This window comes from Dehalobacter sp. CP (assembly GCF_047652685.1).
Lineage (GTDB): Bacteria > Bacillota > Desulfitobacteriia > Desulfitobacteriales > Syntrophobotulaceae > Dehalobacter.
Map to the genome: position 1 here is coordinate 1,306,846 of NZ_CP157399.1, position 16,875 is coordinate 1,323,720.

The following is a 16,875-nucleotide window of genomic DNA, read 5'->3' on the forward strand; positions in this document are numbered from 1 at the left end:
ATACATATTGTTACGTTTCAGTCCGTTAAGGATTGTTATACGTTGCAATAGAAGTACCTTTCCTTGTTGCGCTCATTTTCAGGACAAAGGGTCTGTGTACTTCGAGGCACAGACCTATTTTTATATCCTTTGCCGCCAATGCAGTCCGGCGGAAAGGATGCAAAATGAAAATTAGAATTCAGCACGAAAACAAATCTATCTATCTAGAGGTACCAGACGAGGACTTCACCTTAATGATTGATGCAGATTACGAGGACAGGCTGTCTTCTGTCGAGGACAAGGAAACTGTAACTCGTCGTTCGCCACAGGAGATTATGGACGAGCGTTTTAACAAGCCCGAGTACAATAACTGGCATAAATTTGACAGACACAGAGGGATGCCAAAAAGGACCTTCCGCAAGGATGATGAATCCGAAGATGCTACGGATCATATGGACTATTTCCCTGATAACACCGATGAAGTGGCTCGGGATAAAAAAGAAGAGTATGAATACCTCTGTGAAGTTATCCGCAAGACCCTCAAGGAAAAACAAGCAGAGTTATTGATTGCTATATTCCTAGATGGTGTTTCTGTAACAGAGTATGCAGAGCGTGAGGGTGTTAGTAAAAGTGCCATTTCACACCGTTTAGATACAGCTAAGAAGAATTTCAAAAAAGTTTTTCCAGAATCCTCAACTTTCCCCTCTTGCCAGGGCTAATAGGTAGAGGGCAACACATAAACGCTCTCGGAAAGAGGTGAAGAACATGAAACACAATTTGAAAATCAGTGTTTCAAAAACTCCACAATCTGGCGGGATTGTTTCCTGTCGTAATGTCACCATAAGGGAGCGTTTCCTTCGTTTCTTACTTGGTGATAAGCAGAAACTGACTATCCTTGTTCCGGGTGACACCGTTCAGGAACTCGCCATCAGTGAGATTAAGGAGGGAGGATTAAACCATGAGCAAAATCAAACTACTTCTTGATGTGGTTTCTGATATGCGTTCTTTGGCGGACAGTATACAAGCGGTTGCTGATGTAATGGCCGGCAATGAACCTGTGGAAACAAAAGAACCGACTACAACCGTAAAAGAATCTGTGCCAAAGAAAAAGGAAATCACTCTGGAGGAAGTCAGAGCAAAACTTGCTGAAAAAAGTCAGGTTGGCCTTACTGCCCAAGTGAGGGAAATCATCCAAAAATACGGTGGCTCTAAATTAAGCGAAGTTGACCCAAAACATTATGCAGATATGTTGAAAGATGCGGAGGTACTAGGTAATGAGTGATCACGCAGTACTTTCCGCATCAGGGTCCCATAGGTGGCTTAATTGCCTTCCATCTGCAAGATTGGAACTAGAATTTGAAAATAGCGAATCCAATGCGGCCGCTGAAGGTACAGCCGCCCATGCTCTCTGTGAACATAAACTTAAAAAAGCACTTCACATGAGGAGTAAGCGTCCTGTCTCGGCTTATAACACCGATGAGATGGAAGAACACAGCGATGCCTATGTGGAATTTGTAATGGAGCAGCTTGAACTGGCAAGGCAAAGCTGTACGGACCCGTTAATACTTATTGAACAACGTCTTGATTTTTCCTGCTATGTACCACAGGGGTTCGGAACTGGTGACTGCATCATCATTGGCGATAAAAAGCTTCATATTATCGATTTTAAGTATGGTATGGGTGTGCTGGTAGATGCGGTAGATAATCCGCAAATGAAATTATATGCCCTTGGAGCTTTGGAAATCTATGATAGCCTGTATGACATCGAGGAGGTTTCCATGACCATCTTCCAACCCCGCAGGGAAAATGTCAGCACATGGACAATCCCGGTAAAGGAATTAAAAGACTGGGCAGAAAATGAACTGAAGCCAAAGGCGAAGAAGGCCTATGAAGGCGAAGGTGACTATCTTCCAGGTGAATGGTGTACTTTCTGTCGAGCGGCTGTCAAATGCCGTGCAAGAGCAGAAGAAAAGCTGAAATTAGCACAGATGGAGTTTAAACTGCCACCCCTGCTTACGGATTCTGAAATTGAGGAAGTTCTCTCTAAATTGTCCGACCTTACAAAGTGGGCAAATGAAATCATTGCTTATGCCACGGATGCTGCCGTTAATCACGGGAAAGAGTGGCACGGTTTTAAGGTAGTCGAGGGAAGGTCTATCCGTAAATATAAGGACGAAGAGGCTGTGGCTGAAGCAGCCAAGGCAAATGGCTATAAAGATATCTACCGTCAGAGTCTCATTACCCTTACGGAAATGCAGAAGCTGATGAGTAAATCGAAATTCGAAGAAATCCTCGGTGGTCTCATACATAAACCACCAGGTAAGCCAACGCTGGTTCCAATTTCGGATAAGCGGCCAGCTATGAATATATCAAACGTAAAAAACGAATTTAACGAAATAACGGAGGAATCGGAATATGAATAATCAAAACAGAACTAAGGTTGTTACAAGCGTTAACACACGACTCAGCTACTTTCATGGCTGGGAACCCGTATCCATCAATGGTGGAGCAGAAAAATACAGCGTTTCCGTATTGATTCCAAAAACAGATAAGGAAACCATCAATGCTATCAATGCAGCCGTAGATGCAGCCGTTGAAGAGGGCATTGCAAAGTTTGGCGGTAAAAAGCCGAATAAGGCTGCTATCAAACTGCCACTTCGAGACGGTGACGTAGAACGTGATGACGAGGCTTACAAAGGACATTACTTTGTAAATGCCAACAGCAAGACTCCACCCCAAATAGTAGATAAAGCAGTCAGACCTATCTTGGATCGTAACGAGGTTTACAGTGGTTGTTATGCAAGAGTATCCCTAAATTTCTATGCTTTTAACTCTAATGGCAATAAGGGTGTAGCATGTGGACTTGGCAACATCCAGAAGATAAGCGATGGAGAGCCTTTAGGCGGAAGAACCAATGCAGCTGATGACTTCACAACTATTGAAGATGATGATTTTCTAGCATAAAGAATAAATACAGACGAGGTGGTGGAGGTTGTTCTTCTGCCACCTTGTTTGCATTGGAAAGAGGGGTAATACATGAATTCTATTTCTATTGATATTGAAACATTTAGTAGTGCCAATCTTCAAAAGTCTGGAGTTTACCGTTATGCCGAGAGTGATGATTTTGAAATTCTACTATTTGGCTATTCGGTGGACGGTGGCGAAGTACAAGTTGTTGACCTTGCCAGCGGGGAGGAAATACCAGATGAAATTATAAATGCACTTATGGATAATTCCGTTACTAAGTGGGCTTTCAATGCAATGTTTGAGCGTGTGTGTCTATCAAAATGGCTTAACCTTGCAGATTATCTTGATCCTGCATCCTGGAAATGTTCCATGATATGGTCGGCATATATGGGATTACCTCTTTCTTTGGAGGGAGTTGGTGCAGTTCTAGGTTTGGAGAAACAAAAGTTAACAGAGGGTAAAGACCTCATTAAATATTTCTGTACACCTTGCTCCCCTACTAAATCAAATGGTGGTCGAGTTCGTAATCTGCCAGAACATGACATGGATAAATGGGAGCGGTTTAAAGCATATAACCTTCGTGATGTGGAAGCCGAGATGTCTATACAACAGAAATTATCTAAGTTTCCGATGCCTGAGAACATCTGGGAGGAATATCATCTCGACCAGGTAATCAATGACCGTGGCATTGCCATTGACATGACTTTCGTAAAACAGGCTGTTGCAATAGATGAACATTCCCGTGAAAAGCTAATGGCTTTAATGCAGAATATAACCAATTTAGATAATCCAAATTCTGTACAACAAATGAAAGACTGGCTTGCCGATAATGGGCTAGAAACAGATACCCTTGGTAAAAAAGCAGTTGCTGAGATGTTAAAGACAGCACCTGAACCACTAGGCACTGTTTTGGAACTTCGCCAGCAGCTTGCAAAATCATCGGTGAAAAAATACACGGCAATGGAGAATGCGGTATGTAATGACAGTCGTGCAAGAGGAATGTTCCAGTTTTATGGAGCCAACAGAACCGGCAGATTCTCTGGCAGGCTGATTCAACTACAAAATCTCCCCCAAAACCATATGCCCGATTTAGAACAGGCTCGAGCTTTAGTTCGAAGCGGAAACTTTGATGCACTTACTTTACTTTATGATTCAATCCCAGAGGTACTGTCGGAACTTATCCGTACAGCTTTTATACCCCAAGATGGCATGAAGTTCATCGTTGCAGATTTTTCAGCGATTGAGGCTCGCGTCATTGCTTGGCTTGCAGGTGAAAAATGGAGATTAGATGTATTCCAAAAGGGCGGTGACATCTACTGTGCCAGTGCATCTCAGATGTTTAATGTACCTGTTGAAAAGCATGGTGTGAACGGTCACCTTCGTCAAAAAGGTAAAATTGCTGAACTGGCCCTTGGTTACGGTGGATCTATTGGAGCATTAAAATCAATGGGTGCTTTGGAGATGGGAATTGAAGAAGAGGAACTTCAGCCCCTTGTAACGGCTTGGAGACAATCCAATCCCAATATTACAAAATTGTGGTGGGATGTTGACCGTGCGGTAAAAACTTGTGTTAAGCAAAAGACTCCCACAGCGACACACGGCATTAAATTTATATATCAAAGTGGAATGCTCTTTATTGTCCTCCCTTCTGGTAGACGGCTTGCCTATGTGAAACCTCGTATGGGAGAGAATATGTTCGGCGGTGAGTCGGTTACTTACGAAGGTGTCGGTGGGACGAAAAAATGGGAAAGAATCGAAAGTTATGGCCCAAAATTTGTAGAGAATATTGTTCAGGCAATTAGTCGAGACATTTTGTGTCATGCCATGCAGACATTGAAGAATTGTTCTATTGTGGCTCATGTACATGATGAAATTATCATCGAGGCGGATATGGGAATGTCACTTTCCGCTATCTGTGAACAGATGGCTAGGACACCAACATGGGCAAATGGCCTGTTACTTAGTGCTGATGGCTATGAGTGTCAGTTTTATCAAAAAGATTAAAATAAATTTTTTCAAAATCCTCAACAATCATTACCTCCTGTGGCTATTAGGTAGAGGGGTTTCCTCTCTGACTATATTGCAGGAGGTAATTCGTATGGACGAATTAGTAAAAATCAACTATGAAAATCAACGACCAACCGTACTCGGTCGTGATTTACATGAAGCCTTGGAAGTAAAGACCGCTTATAAAGACTGGTTTCCAAGAATGTGTGAGTACGGATTTGAGGAAGGATCAGACTTTAGCTCATTTTTGAGCGAAAGTACTGGAGGCAGACCAAGCATTGACCATCGGTTAACAATTGACATGGCAAAAGAGCTGTGCATGATACAGCGTACTCCAAAAGGGAAAGAGTGCCGTCAATACTTTCTTGAAATAGAAAGAAGATGGAATTCCCCAGAAGCGATCATGGCAAGGGCACTTCAGATTGCCAATCAACAGCTAACACAAGTAAGGAAACAAAATAAAGTGCTTGAAGGTACAGTTGCTGTTCAGAATCAGCAAATTGCAGAAATGAAACCGAAAGTCTCTTATTACGATGTGGTTTTAAATTGCAAAGACCTCATTTCCACATCAGCAATTGCCAAAGATTATGGCAAATCAGCTATTTGGATGAACCGCTATCTTAATAAAAAGGGCGTCCAGTTTAAGCAAGGTGGTATCTGGCTTTTATATCAGAAGCATGCGGAAAAAGGATACACCAGTACTAAGACACATAGCTACCTTGGCAGTAACGGTGAACAGCATACAAAGGTCCATACATATTGGACTCAAAAAGGCAGACTCTTCATTTACGAACTGATGAAGGCGGATGGTATTTTGCCTCAGATAGAAATGGAGGGTGTGTAATGGGAATCAACAAATTTAACCATGAAGGATACCATGACCCAACTCCCCATGAAGCACTAACCAACATAATGAGAAAGGAAAAGGCAGAGAAAAAATCTGCCTTTAAGCCGCTTGTATATATCTGTTCTCCCTATTCCGGTGATGTAGAAGGAAACGTTAAAAAGGCTCGTAGTTTTTGCAGGTTTGCCTTAGACCAAAACTGTATTCCGATTGCTCCTCATCTTATGTTTCCACAGTTTATGGATGATGAAAACCCAGAGGAACGAGAGCTTGCCATATTTATGGACATCGTGCTTATGGGCAAATGCTCCGAGGTGTGGGTGCTGGGCAATACCATCTCAAGCGGTATGGCGAGGGAAATTGAAGTAGCCAAGAAACGCAGACAAATGGTCAGGTATTTTAGTCCGGAGCATGAGGAGGTTGATAGCTTATGAAAATTGCAGTAGGCAATAGCCGGATGGATAGAAAATGGAAAAACAAAGATATATCCTGGGGGGATTTTTGTTCCCGTGTAAAGACAACCCAACGTACTACAGAAACGGTAGAAGAATATCGGAAACTTAAAAAAGGTCAACAAGATGATATCAAAGACGTGGGCGGCTTTGTCGGGGGACATTTAAAAGAAGGAAGGCGAAAGAAGGGCAATGTTCTGTGTCGTTCTTTGCTTACCCTTGATATGGATTACGGTAGACCCGATATCTGGGAACAAATCAGTATGCTTTTCGATTTCAAATGTTGCGTTTACTCCACTCATAAGCACACACCAGAAAATCCGAGACTCAGACTTATCGTTCCCCTTGCTCGTGAGATCAGCGAAGAAGAATATGCAGCTGTTGGACGTATGGTGGCAAAAGAGATTGGTATTGACCTTTTCGATGATACGACATATGAAGCCCATCGCCTTATGTATTGGCCATCCACTCCCTCTAATGGTGAATTTGTCTATGAAGAACAGGATGGAGCATTACTTGACCCAGATGCTTATCTTGTAAAATATGAAAACTGGCGAGATACATCAACTTGGCCTGTATCAAGCAGGCAGTCTGAAGTTATTAAACGTAGTCTTAAAGAACAAGCCGATCCGCTTTTAAAGGAAGGTGTGGTAGGAACTTTCTGTCGAGCCTATTCCGTTCGTGAAGCAATTGATAAATTTTTAGGTGCAGTTTATGCACCATCTGCTATGGAAGGGCGTTATGACTATATTCCAGCTGACAGTAGTGCGGGTGTGATTATTTATGATGATAAATTTGCATACAGCCACCATGCTACTGATCCAGCAAGCGGCCTGCTCCTCAATGCTTTTGACCTCGTTCGTATTCATAAATTCGGCTCTTTAGATGATAGAGCTTCCACTACTACGGCTCCTGGCAGGATGCCGTCTTTTGTGGCAATGTGCGAGTTTGCTATAAAAGACGAAGCGGTAAAAGCCGAGTTCGCAAAGGAAAGACAGGCTCAGGCTGAAGAGGAGTTTAGTGATGAGGATTGGCAGACAGGTTTGGAACTAGATAAGCAAGGTCGGATAAAAGACACACTGGATAACATTGTCTTGATTATTCGGCATGATGAGGAATTACAGCATATCGCTTTCAATTGCCACCGTGATGGTATCGATGCCAAAGGTGGTCTGCCTTGGGAACAGATCAAGATGGGTTGGAATGATTCGGATAACGCACTTCTTAAGGTGTACTTAAGCAGTAAATACGGAGTCTATTCTCCTACCAAGACCAAGGATGCTGTGGTAGCGGTAGCGACTGAACGAGCATACCATCCTGTTAAGGAGTACCTAGACTCCTTGCCAAAATGGGATGGTATTAGCCGAGTAGAAAATCTACTCATTGATTATTTCGGTGCAACAGATAATTCCTACACAAAGGCAATAATTCGCAAAACGATGGTTGCGGCGGTAGCCCGTATTTATAGACCAGGCACAAAGTTTGATAGTGTTCTTATCTTAAACGGTCCTCAAGGTATCGGTAAGTCAACCTTCTTTGCTAAGCTTGCCGGAGATTGGTTTTCAGATAGCTTGACCATTACGGACATGAAAGATAAATCAGGTGCTGAAAAACTTCAAGGATATTGGTTGTTGGAACTGGGTGAGCTTGCCGGAATGCGTAAGACGGATGTGGAGATTGTGAAGTCCTTTATTTCGAGGGCGGATGATAAGTACCGCGCCAGTTATGGGGTCAACGTGGAAAGCCATCCCCGTCAGTGTGTAATTGTAGGTTCAACGAATGCCGAAAGCGGCTTTCTTCGGGATATTACGGGTAACCGTAGATTTTGGCCAGTCCGCATTAGCGGAAACAGTAAAAAGAAAGCTTGGCAGATGACCAAAGAGGAAGTACAGCAGATTTGGGCAGAGGCTCTAGTTCTTTATGAGAAGGGCGAAAAACTCTACCTTGAAGGTGATGATGTAACCATGGCAACCAGTGAACAGGCAGATGCTATGGAAACGGATGAACGAGAAGGACTAGTTCGTACTTACTTGGATACGCTCTTACCGGATGATTGGGACACGATGTCTTTGTACGAGCGTAGAAATTTCCTCGGCGGTAGTGAATTTGGCGGCGGCACCCGTGTTGGAACAGTAAAAAGAACCCTTGTCTGCAATATGGAAATTTGGTGTGAGTGTTTCGGTAAAGAGGCATCAATGCTAAAGCCTTCAGATTCCTATGCCATCGGTGCCATTATGAGAAAGATCAGTGAGTGGAACAAGTACACTGGGAACAAGAATGGTGTTGTAACGTTTCCTGTCTACGGAAAGCAACGAGCTTATTCCCGAGTCGAGGAACAACGCTAAGTTGTACCTTACCTTGTTCCCGTACTGGTTCTTTCCCTAAAGTTAGTAATGATAAGGAAAATCAACGGTTCGGAACAAGTGGAACAAGAAGTATCCTATTTATTTATTAATAGTAAAAAGAAGTAATAGCAGCCTGTGCATACACGCATACACGCGCGTATAGGAAAATTGGGTCAAAGTTGTTTTCTTGTTCCGAGCCTTTTTATATGGGAGGTATATATGCTTGAAAAATATATAGAAAAGAAACTGGTGGCTGAGGTAAAAAAGATGGGAGGCATTGCGGCGAAGTTTGTTAGTCCAGGTTTAGATGGGATGCCAGACCGCCTTGTGCTTTTACCATATGGGAAGATGGCTTTTGTGGAATTAAAGGCTCCCGGAAAGAAACCTCGCCTGTTACAGATTAGAAGAATAAAGCAATTACAGAAGTTAGGCTTTGCCTGCTATGTCATTGATGATGTTAAGCAGATTGGAGGGATACTGGGTGAAATACAATCCTCATAAATATCAGACCTATGCAACGAACTTCATTCTAGAGCATCCCATTGCTGCGGTGTTTTTAGAAATGGGTCTTGGCAAAAGCGTCATTACTCTAACGGCTATATTTGACCTATGTCTTGATCGTTTTGAAGTTGGAAAGGTTCTGGTTATTGCTCCACTTCGAGTAGCTAGGGATACTTGGCCAGCTGAGATAAATAAGTGGGAGCATTTAAAAGGACTCAAGTTTTCGGTAGCAATCGGTACAGAGCAGGAGCGATTGGCGGCTCTTAGAAAACCTGCAAGTGTCTATCTTATAAATAGAGAAAATGTTGACTGGTTGGTAAACAAAAGCGGTATTCCTTTTAATTTCGATATGGTGGTCATTGATGAACTATCATCTTTTAAGTCCTATGGCGCAAAAAGGTTTAAAAGTTTACTAAAAGTAAGACCGAGGGCAAAACGGATTGTGGGTCTTACGGGTACACCCTCCAGTAATGGGTTAATGGATTTGTGGGCAGAGTTTCGTATTCTCGACATGGGTAAAAGACTCGGCAGGTACATAACACACTACCGCAATTCCTACTTTACACCGGATAAACGAAATCAGCAGATTGTGTTTTCATATAAACCATTGCCAGGTGCTGAAGATGCCATATATCGGCTCATTTCAGATATTACCATTTCCATGAAGTCGGTAGATTTTCTCAAAATGCCAGAATGCGTGATCAATGAAGTACCTGTCTATCTAAATGAAAAAGAACAATCAGTATATGATCACTTTCGTGAAGAGATGGTCCTTGAATTTGGCGATGAAGAAATAGATGCCATGAATGCAGCTGTCCTTTCAGGCAAACTTCTGCAAATGGCAAACGGTGCGATCTATGATGATGATAAAAACCCCCATATTATCCACGACCGCAAGCTAGATGCTCTTGAGGATTTAATTGAAGGTGCTAACGGCAAACCTGTGCTTATTGCCTATTGGTATAATCACGATTTAGAGCGTATTAAGGCAAAATTCAATGTCAGAGAGATTAAAACTTCCAAGGATATTAAGGATTGGAACAACGGTGATATTTCTGTGGCAGTTATCCATCCTGCATCAGCGGGGCACGGTCTCAACTTACAAAGTGGAGGTTCAACGCTTATCTGGTTTGGACTTACTTGGAGTCTGGAACTCTATCAACAAACAAATGCGAGACTTTGGAGACAAGGACAAAAAGAGACAGTAGTAATCCATCACATCATTACTAAAGGCACAATCGATGAAGATGTGATGGGAGCCTTGAAACGAAAGGACAAGACACAATCCGATCTTATTAATGCGGTCAAAGCAAATCTTGGGAAAGCGAGGGATGCCGTATGATGGATGCATTTGAAAAACTGGCAAATGCCATTATTCTTCAGGCAGTTAAGGATTATCGTTTTGCATTAAAAAGACTAGCAAAACACCCTCGCAATGATTCTGCTTTATATACGAAACGTGAGGTTGAGTGCTTCTTTCATTCTGGATTGTTCAATGACCTTACCTCTCTAAACCCTGACATGTTAATTCAACAGCTACAAGAGGAGGTGGTGCGATGATGACAGCTAAGGAATTCTTAAAACAGGCTTACCGTTTGAATGAATTGATTAACTCCGACCTTGAAGAGTTGCAAAACTTAAGAGATTTATCAAGAAGTGTTTCAACCCCTGTGCTTGATGAGAAAGTCAGTCGAACCAAAAGTACTGACCCACCCTTTGAAAAATATGTGATTAGGATAATAGATTTGGAGCAACAGATACAACATGAGGTTGAACGATTAATAAAGCTGAAATCAGATATCCGTGAAGCGATTAACCAGATGGAAAACGTGGATGAGAAGCTACTCCTTCGCTACCGATACATTAACTTTCTTAACTGGGAAGAAATCTGTGTCAACCTTAATGTTTCTATGAGAACCGTGCATAGACTTCATTCATCCGCTTTGCAACACTTAAAGGTTCCCAAATAAAAGTTGGCACACTTTGGCACAGTTTGGCATACGATGACACTGTTTGTCCGCAGTGAAAGTTATATAATGGTAGTATGGAATATTAGTAAACGGAAGCCTTCACGGGAGCATTTCTCCTGCGAGGGCTTTTTCTATGGGCAAAAGGAGGTGCAAGTATGCCAAAGAAACCTAAGCGACCGTGCTCTTACCCCGGTTGCCCAGAGCTGACTGACAAGCGCTTTTGTGAAGAGCATAGCAAGAAGGAAGCTGCACGGTATGAGAAGTATCAGCGTGATCCAGCAACCCGTAAACGTTATGGTCGTGCTTGGAAAAGGATACGTGACCGCTACATTGCGGCTCATCCTCTTTGTGAGGAATGTAAAAGAGAAGGAAAGCTGACCCCAGCGGCTGAAGTGCATCACATTCTTCCTCTTGCAAGAGGAGGAACTCACGATAGAAGCAATCTGATGGCTCTTTGTACTCCTTGCCACTCTGCAATCACAGCAAGAGATGGAGACCGTTGGGGAACCCGGTAGGGGGAGTCAAATCTCTACAGCTTTTCATTTGTGTAACGGGCGTGGGGCAACGCGTGAAAATTCGCGGTTTCAAACGGGGTAATAGGCCCATCGACGAAAAGAGGTGAGTGAATGGCCAAAGATGGAACAAATCGTGGCGGCGCCCGTATAGGCTCCGGTCAAAAAAAGAAACCACTTGCTGACAAAATTGCAGAGGGGAACCCTGGTAAAAGAAAACTTGAAGTCGTTGAGTTCCAAAATACCGCTGACCTTAAGGGGCAGGAAATGCCAAAGCCAATGGCCATGCTCTCCGCAGTGCAAAAGGATGGAAAAACCCTAGTAGCGAGTGAAATCTATGAAATTACATGGAAATGGCTTGAGGAGCGAGGCTGTGCTCACTTGGTACTTCCACAGCTTCTAGAGCGATATGCCATGAGTGCGGCCAGATGGATACAGTGTGAGGAAGCAGTAACCGAGTTTGGCTTTCTAGCCAAGCACCCAACCACCGGCAATGCTATTCAAAGTCCTTATGTAGCGATGAGTCAGAACTTTATGAGTCAGACAAACAGGCTATGGATGGAGATATATCAAATCGTTCGAGAGAATTGTGCTACAGAGTATTCTGGTTTAAATCCACAGGACGACGTGATGGAGCGACTGCTATCTGCCCGCAGAGGAAAATAAAGATAAGGAGATATGATGTAATGAGTAAAAGGTACTTAACAGCAGAAAGTGTATGTGCTGGACATCCTGACAAACTATGCGACATCATTGCAGATAGCATTTTGGAAGCTTGCTTACGTAAAGATAGGGCGTCAAGGGTGGCTTGCGAGGTAATGGCAACCAAGGGAAAAATTATCGTGGCGGGCGAGATCTCCTGCAGCGAGAAAATCGACATCCGATACATTGTTAGAAATGTCTTAAAAGAGATTGGATACAACCCTCTAAAATTTTTGATTTATGTATATGTACATAATCAAAGTGTAGATATTGCTGCTGGTGTGAATACTGCACTGGAAGCACGAAATGGAATAAACGAACAGTACGGTTCCATAGGTGCTGGAGACCAGGGAACTATGTATGGCTATGCTACAAAGGAAACAAGGGAAATGCTTCCCCTCCCTCTTGTACTGTCTCACAGAATAGTAAAGAGACTGGATGATTGTCGCAAAGGAAAGCTAATAAAAGGGATTCTTCCCGATGGTAAAGCACAAGTAACGGTGGAATATGAAGCTGACACTCCAGTGAGAATAAAGGCGATCGTGATATCGGTACAGCACGAGAAGAATAAAACAAAGGAAGAACTTAAGGCAGATATCCTTAACAATGTCTTATGGCAGTGCTTTGAGGACTTCCCCTTTGATGATGAAACAGAACTTCTCATCAATCCATCAGGTCAGTTCGTTCTTGGTGGTCCTGCTGCCGATACGGGTTTGACTGGAAGAAAAATCATGGTTGATACCTATGGAGGACTTGCATCTCATGGAGGTGGTGCCCTTTGTGGTAAAGACCCAACCAAAGTTGACCGAAGCGGTGCTTACATGGCTCGGTATATTGCCAAGCATATCGTTTGGTGTGGTTATGCAAAGAAATGTGAAGTTAGTATTTCCTATGCCATTGGTAAGGCAAACCCAGTAGCCTTTACTGTAAATACCCTTGGTACTGGCACTGTTTCTGATGAAATATTAACTCTTGCTTCCCAGGAGATTTTTAACTTAAGACCCGCAGCCATCATTGAAAAACTGCGTCTTAGAAATGTGATTTACTCTGACACCGCGGCTTATGGTCACTTTAATAGTTGTCTGTTCCCGTGGGAGGATGTAAATAAATACAGTGAATTTAGAAAGGCGGTGGAAAAGTATGTTGATAGAGAAGATTAAAACGAAACAACTCATCCCCGCTGAATATAACCCAAGGAAAGATTTAAAACCGGGTGATCCAGAATATGAAAAACTTAAACGTTCCCTTGAGGAGTTTGGATATGTTGAACCCGTTATATGGAACAAGACTACAGGCAGAGTCATCGGAGGTCATCAGCGTTTGAAGGTCCTGCTGAGCATGGGGATAGATGAGATAGAATGCGTAGTTGTCGAAATGGATGAGCAAAAGGAAAAGGCCCTGAACATTGCACTTAATAAAATAAGTGGTGATTGGGATAAGGATAAATTGGCACTTCTCATTACAGACCTAAATGCTTCTGATTTTGATGTTTCTCTTACAGGATTTGACCCAGGAGAGTTGGAGGATCTTTTTAAAGATTCCCTTAAGGATAATATAAAAGAAGATGAATTTGATGTAGACAGCGAGCTGAAAAAGCCCGCTGTTTCGCATTTAGGGGATGTTTGGATACTTGGACAGCATCGATTAGTCTGCGGAGACAGTACAAAGAAAGACACCTTTGATGTCTTGATGGAAAGGAAAGCTGCCAATCTGGTAGTTACGGACCCTCCATATAACGTTAACTATGAAGGCACTGCCGGAAAAATTAAAAATGACAATATGGCGAATGAAGCGTTCTATGATTTTCTGCTTGCGGCATTTCAAAACACCGAAGCAGCGATGGCAAAGGACGCTTCTATTTATGTATTCCATGCTGATACGGAAGGACTCAATTTCAGAAGAGCATTCTCCGATGCAGGATTTTATCTTTCTGGTACTTGTATATGGAAAAAGCAGTCCCTTGTTCTTGGACGCTCTCCTTACCAATGGCAGCATGAACCAGTTCTTTTCGGTTGGAAAAAGAAAGGCAAGCATCTTTGGTATTCAGATCGTAAGCAGACCACCATCTGGGAGTTTGAGAAACCGAAGAAAAACGGCGACCACCCAACCATGAAACCAGTGGCACTTGTGGCATACCCTATTATGAATTCGAGCCTTAGTAACTGTATCGTGCTTGATCCCTTTGGAGGTTCAGGAAGTACACTGATTGCCTGTGAGCAGACAGATAGAATTTGTTACACCATTGAACTGGATGAAAAGTACTGCGATGTCATCGTGAAAAGGTATATTGAGCAAGTTGGAAACTCTGATGGTGTGTTTCTTTTAAGAGATGGTTCGAAATTCAGATATTGTGATTTGCCAGAGGTGAGTGAAGATGAGTAAATTGACACTTGGTTCCCTCTTTGATGGCAGTGGTGGTTTTCCTTTAGGTGGTTTGCTTTGTGGCATTGAGCCTTTATGGGCATCTGAAATTGAGCCGTTTCCTGTACGGGTTACGACCAAACGCATCCCTCAGATGAAGCATTATGGGGATATCAACAAATTGAATGGTGCGGAGCTTCCGCCTGTAGATATTATAACCTTTGGCTCTCCCTGCACGGATATGAGTGTGGCGGGTAAAAGAGCTGGACTGGATGGAGAGCAATCCGTCCTTTTTTATGAAGCAATCCGAATTATCAAGGAAATGAGGTGTAAGACCAATGGACAATATCCAAGGTACGCAGTCTGGGAAAATGTCCCCGGCGCATTCTCGTCAAATAAAGGAGAAGACTTCAAGGCAGTCCTCGAAACGGTCATCAGCGTCAAAGAGCCGAACACCTCGGTGCCTTTACCTGAAAAAGGACGATGGCCTTACGCAGACATTTATATGGGAGACGGATGGAGTGTGGCTTACCGAACTATCGATGCGCAATATTTCGGAGTCCCCCAACGCCGTCGCAGAATCTACCTTGTCGCAGATTTTGCAGATAGATGTGCCGGAGAAATACTATTTGAGTCCGAAGGCTTGTCAAGGGATTTTACGCCGAGCGGCAGCCCGTGGAAAAGAACTGCCGAAAATGCTAAAAACAGCACTGGAAAAACAGGCGATAGCATAACTTGCCTAAATGACCAAGGCGGAAGAGCAATGTCTGTTTCTAAAGATATTACTGCAACGCTGAGAGCAGAGGAACACGGGCATCAGCCTTGCGTAATGCAGTCAAGCGGATTTTGTACCGAACACAGTGCCAAGAGCAGAAGTGTAGGATATGAGGAAGAACGCTCCCCTACCCTTAGAGCAGGTGTTGTTCCAGGTACAGTCATGTCCTTTGAACCAGGTGCGGTTTCACGTATTGGTGGTCATACGGATGAAAATTTAAGTGGATCACTTCGTGCAAGCATGGGAGATAATCAAACGGCTGTTGTAATAGAAAATCATCCAACTGATAGTCGAGTAAAACTCTCGGAGGATAATAAAGTACAGACGCTTACCTCTCGTATGGGAACTGGTGGAGGGAATGTCCCTCTTGTTATGAACACTCCTAAAACGTTAAAAATCCGCTCCGGCTGTGAAGGCGGTGGTAAGGGTGCATTGATACAAGATGATAAGTCTGCAACTCTTGGATGCAATAATGATCAGACTGTTTTTGTGCCCACAGCATATGGCATCTGTTCTGATAAAAGCAATTCCATGCAGTCTAGTAATCCGCATAGCGGTATATATGAAGCGGATACTTCTCGAACCATTGATGCCAATGGAGGAAATCCAGGATGTAATCAAGGTGGTATTGCAGTGGTTGCTCTGCAAGGCTCGATGATTGGAAGAGAGGATAAAAATGGTCCCCAAGGAAGCGGTATAGATGAAGATGTTTCTTTTACGCTTAATACCGCTGATCGCCATGCGGTTGCCTATGCCATGACTACCGGAGCCTATGCACAGGTTGAAGAAGATAAAGCACCAACTCTATTGTCGAGAGATTACAAGGATGCCCCTGTAGTGACTCAGCCTTCTTACGGTATCGATAGGGCGGCTTTTAATCAAGGAAAGAACGCTCTATATAAACCTTCTATAGATGAAGAACAGCAACCTACGCTCACAGCAAAAGGTCCTGGAGCAGTGGCACACCCAGCTTCGTTTTATCCTCAGATGAAAGCTGAAAGTCAATGCTACAGACAGGACGGTACATCAAATACGATTATCAATGGTACCAATCCAGGCTATCAAAACGGATTGGTTGAGCCGGACTATATTGTTCGAAGGCTTACACCAACGGAATGTGCAAGATTGCAAGGTTTTCCCGATGATTGGTGCGACGATCTTGATACAGAAAATCCTACAGAAGATGAAATCTCATTCTGGACGGAGGTTTGGGAAACTCACCGCAAAATTATAGGTAAAAGCAAAAAGCCAAAAACAAGAAAGCAGATTATAAAATGGCTTAACAATCCCCATTCCGATGCAGCTGAATACAAAATGTGGGGTAATGGCGTAGCACTTCCATGCGTTTGTTTTGTGCTGACTGGCATTGTGTTATCTACACAAAATACCGCCGATTAATGAAACTGTATTTTCTACAGAAAGATGCTCTAAATGACTTGATATTAACAGCTTTTAGAGTG

The 16,875-nt window shown here is 43.1% G+C and carries 18 protein-coding genes; all 18 read left to right on the top strand.

The annotated features are described in order from the left end of the window. Window positions 1-164 precede the first annotated feature (164 nt). The 18 genes from AAH944_RS06675 to AAH944_RS06760 all read left to right on the top strand — a co-directional run bounded on the left by AAH944_RS06675 (window position 165) and on the right by AAH944_RS06760 (window position 16,813). Entirely contained in the window at window positions 165-698 is a 534-nt protein-coding gene (locus AAH944_RS06675) for an RNA polymerase sigma factor (protein WP_415537498.1), read from the top strand. Window positions 699-744: 46 nt separating this feature from the next. Beyond that, complete coding sequence (locus tag AAH944_RS06680; protein ID WP_000682242.1) at window positions 745-963, top strand: hypothetical protein; 219 nt, start codon at window positions 745-747, stop codon at window positions 961-963. Continuing rightward, window positions 938-1,261 carry an rRNA biogenesis protein rrp5 gene (locus AAH944_RS06685; protein ID WP_415537500.1) on the top strand — a complete coding sequence of 108 codons (324 nt, stop codon included), beginning with the start codon at window positions 938-940 and terminating at the stop codon, window positions 1,259-1,261. Before AAH944_RS06680 ends, AAH944_RS06685 begins: the two co-directional genes overlap by 26 nt. After that, a complete protein-coding gene (locus tag AAH944_RS06690; protein ID WP_370832101.1) occupies window positions 1,254-2,402 on the top strand; it encodes a DUF2800 domain-containing protein in 1,149 nt (382 codons plus the stop codon). The genes AAH944_RS06685 and AAH944_RS06690 overlap by 8 nt, the downstream gene beginning before the upstream one ends. Beyond that, window positions 2,395-2,943 carry a DUF2815 family protein gene (locus AAH944_RS06695; RefSeq protein WP_415537503.1) on the top strand — a complete coding sequence of 183 codons (549 nt, stop codon included), beginning with the start codon at window positions 2,395-2,397 and terminating at the stop codon, window positions 2,941-2,943. Before AAH944_RS06690 ends, AAH944_RS06695 begins: the two co-directional genes overlap by 8 nt. A gap of 72 nt (window positions 2,944-3,015) precedes the next feature. Then, window positions 3,016-4,950: a DNA polymerase gene (locus AAH944_RS06700; protein ID WP_415537505.1), complete on the top strand. Its 1,935-nt coding sequence runs from the start codon at window positions 3,016-3,018 to the stop codon at window positions 4,948-4,950. A gap of 94 nt (window positions 4,951-5,044) precedes the next feature. After that, complete coding sequence (locus tag AAH944_RS06705; protein ID WP_415537507.1) at window positions 5,045-5,797, top strand: phage antirepressor KilAC domain-containing protein; 753 nt, start codon at window positions 5,045-5,047, stop codon at window positions 5,795-5,797. Further along, entirely contained in the window at window positions 5,797-6,231 is a 435-nt protein-coding gene (locus AAH944_RS06710) for a DUF4406 domain-containing protein (RefSeq protein ID WP_144515342.1), read from the top strand. The genes AAH944_RS06705 and AAH944_RS06710 overlap by 1 nt, the downstream gene beginning before the upstream one ends. Next, a complete protein-coding gene (locus AAH944_RS06715) occupies window positions 6,228-8,594 on the top strand; it encodes a VapE domain-containing protein (RefSeq protein ID WP_415537509.1) in 2,367 nt (788 codons plus the stop codon). Before AAH944_RS06710 ends, AAH944_RS06715 begins: the two co-directional genes overlap by 4 nt. 219 nt (window positions 8,595-8,813) lie before the next feature. Next, window positions 8,814-9,095, top strand: a complete 282-nt coding sequence (locus AAH944_RS06720; RefSeq protein ID WP_415537511.1) for a VRR-NUC domain-containing protein — start codon at window positions 8,814-8,816, stop codon at window positions 9,093-9,095. Continuing rightward, on the top strand, window positions 9,076-10,437 hold the full coding sequence (locus AAH944_RS06725; protein ID WP_415537513.1) for an SNF2-related protein: 1,362 nt from the start codon (window positions 9,076-9,078) through the stop codon (window positions 10,435-10,437). Before AAH944_RS06720 ends, AAH944_RS06725 begins: the two co-directional genes overlap by 20 nt. Continuing rightward, on the top strand, window positions 10,437-10,655 hold the full coding sequence (locus tag AAH944_RS06730; RefSeq protein ID WP_415537515.1) for a hypothetical protein: 219 nt from the start codon (window positions 10,437-10,439) through the stop codon (window positions 10,653-10,655). The genes AAH944_RS06725 and AAH944_RS06730 overlap by 1 nt, the downstream gene beginning before the upstream one ends. After that, window positions 10,652-11,065, top strand: coding sequence for a DUF1492 domain-containing protein (locus AAH944_RS06735; RefSeq protein ID WP_015926211.1), 414 nt, complete (start codon window positions 10,652-10,654; stop codon window positions 11,063-11,065). The genes AAH944_RS06730 and AAH944_RS06735 overlap by 4 nt, the downstream gene beginning before the upstream one ends. 155 nt (window positions 11,066-11,220) lie before the next feature. Next, window positions 11,221-11,580, top strand: a complete 360-nt coding sequence (locus AAH944_RS06740; protein WP_039236553.1) for an HNH endonuclease — start codon at window positions 11,221-11,223, stop codon at window positions 11,578-11,580. Window positions 11,581-11,691: 111 nt separating this feature from the next. Then, window positions 11,692-12,243, top strand: coding sequence for a P27 family phage terminase small subunit (locus tag AAH944_RS06745; protein ID WP_001029957.1), 552 nt, complete (start codon window positions 11,692-11,694; stop codon window positions 12,241-12,243). A 20-nt stretch (window positions 12,244-12,263) separates the two neighbouring features. Next, window positions 12,264-13,439, top strand: coding sequence for a methionine adenosyltransferase (metK, locus tag AAH944_RS06750; RefSeq protein ID WP_415537519.1), 1,176 nt, complete (start codon window positions 12,264-12,266; stop codon window positions 13,437-13,439). Beyond that, window positions 13,420-14,661, top strand: a complete 1,242-nt coding sequence (locus AAH944_RS06755) for a site-specific DNA-methyltransferase (RefSeq protein ID WP_415537520.1) — start codon at window positions 13,420-13,422, stop codon at window positions 14,659-14,661. Before metK ends, AAH944_RS06755 begins: the two co-directional genes overlap by 20 nt. Then, window positions 14,654-16,813 carry a DNA cytosine methyltransferase gene (locus AAH944_RS06760; protein WP_415537522.1) on the top strand — a complete coding sequence of 720 codons (2,160 nt, stop codon included), beginning with the start codon at window positions 14,654-14,656 and terminating at the stop codon, window positions 16,811-16,813. The genes AAH944_RS06755 and AAH944_RS06760 overlap by 8 nt, the downstream gene beginning before the upstream one ends. The last annotated feature ends 62 nt before the right edge of the window (window positions 16,814-16,875 follow it).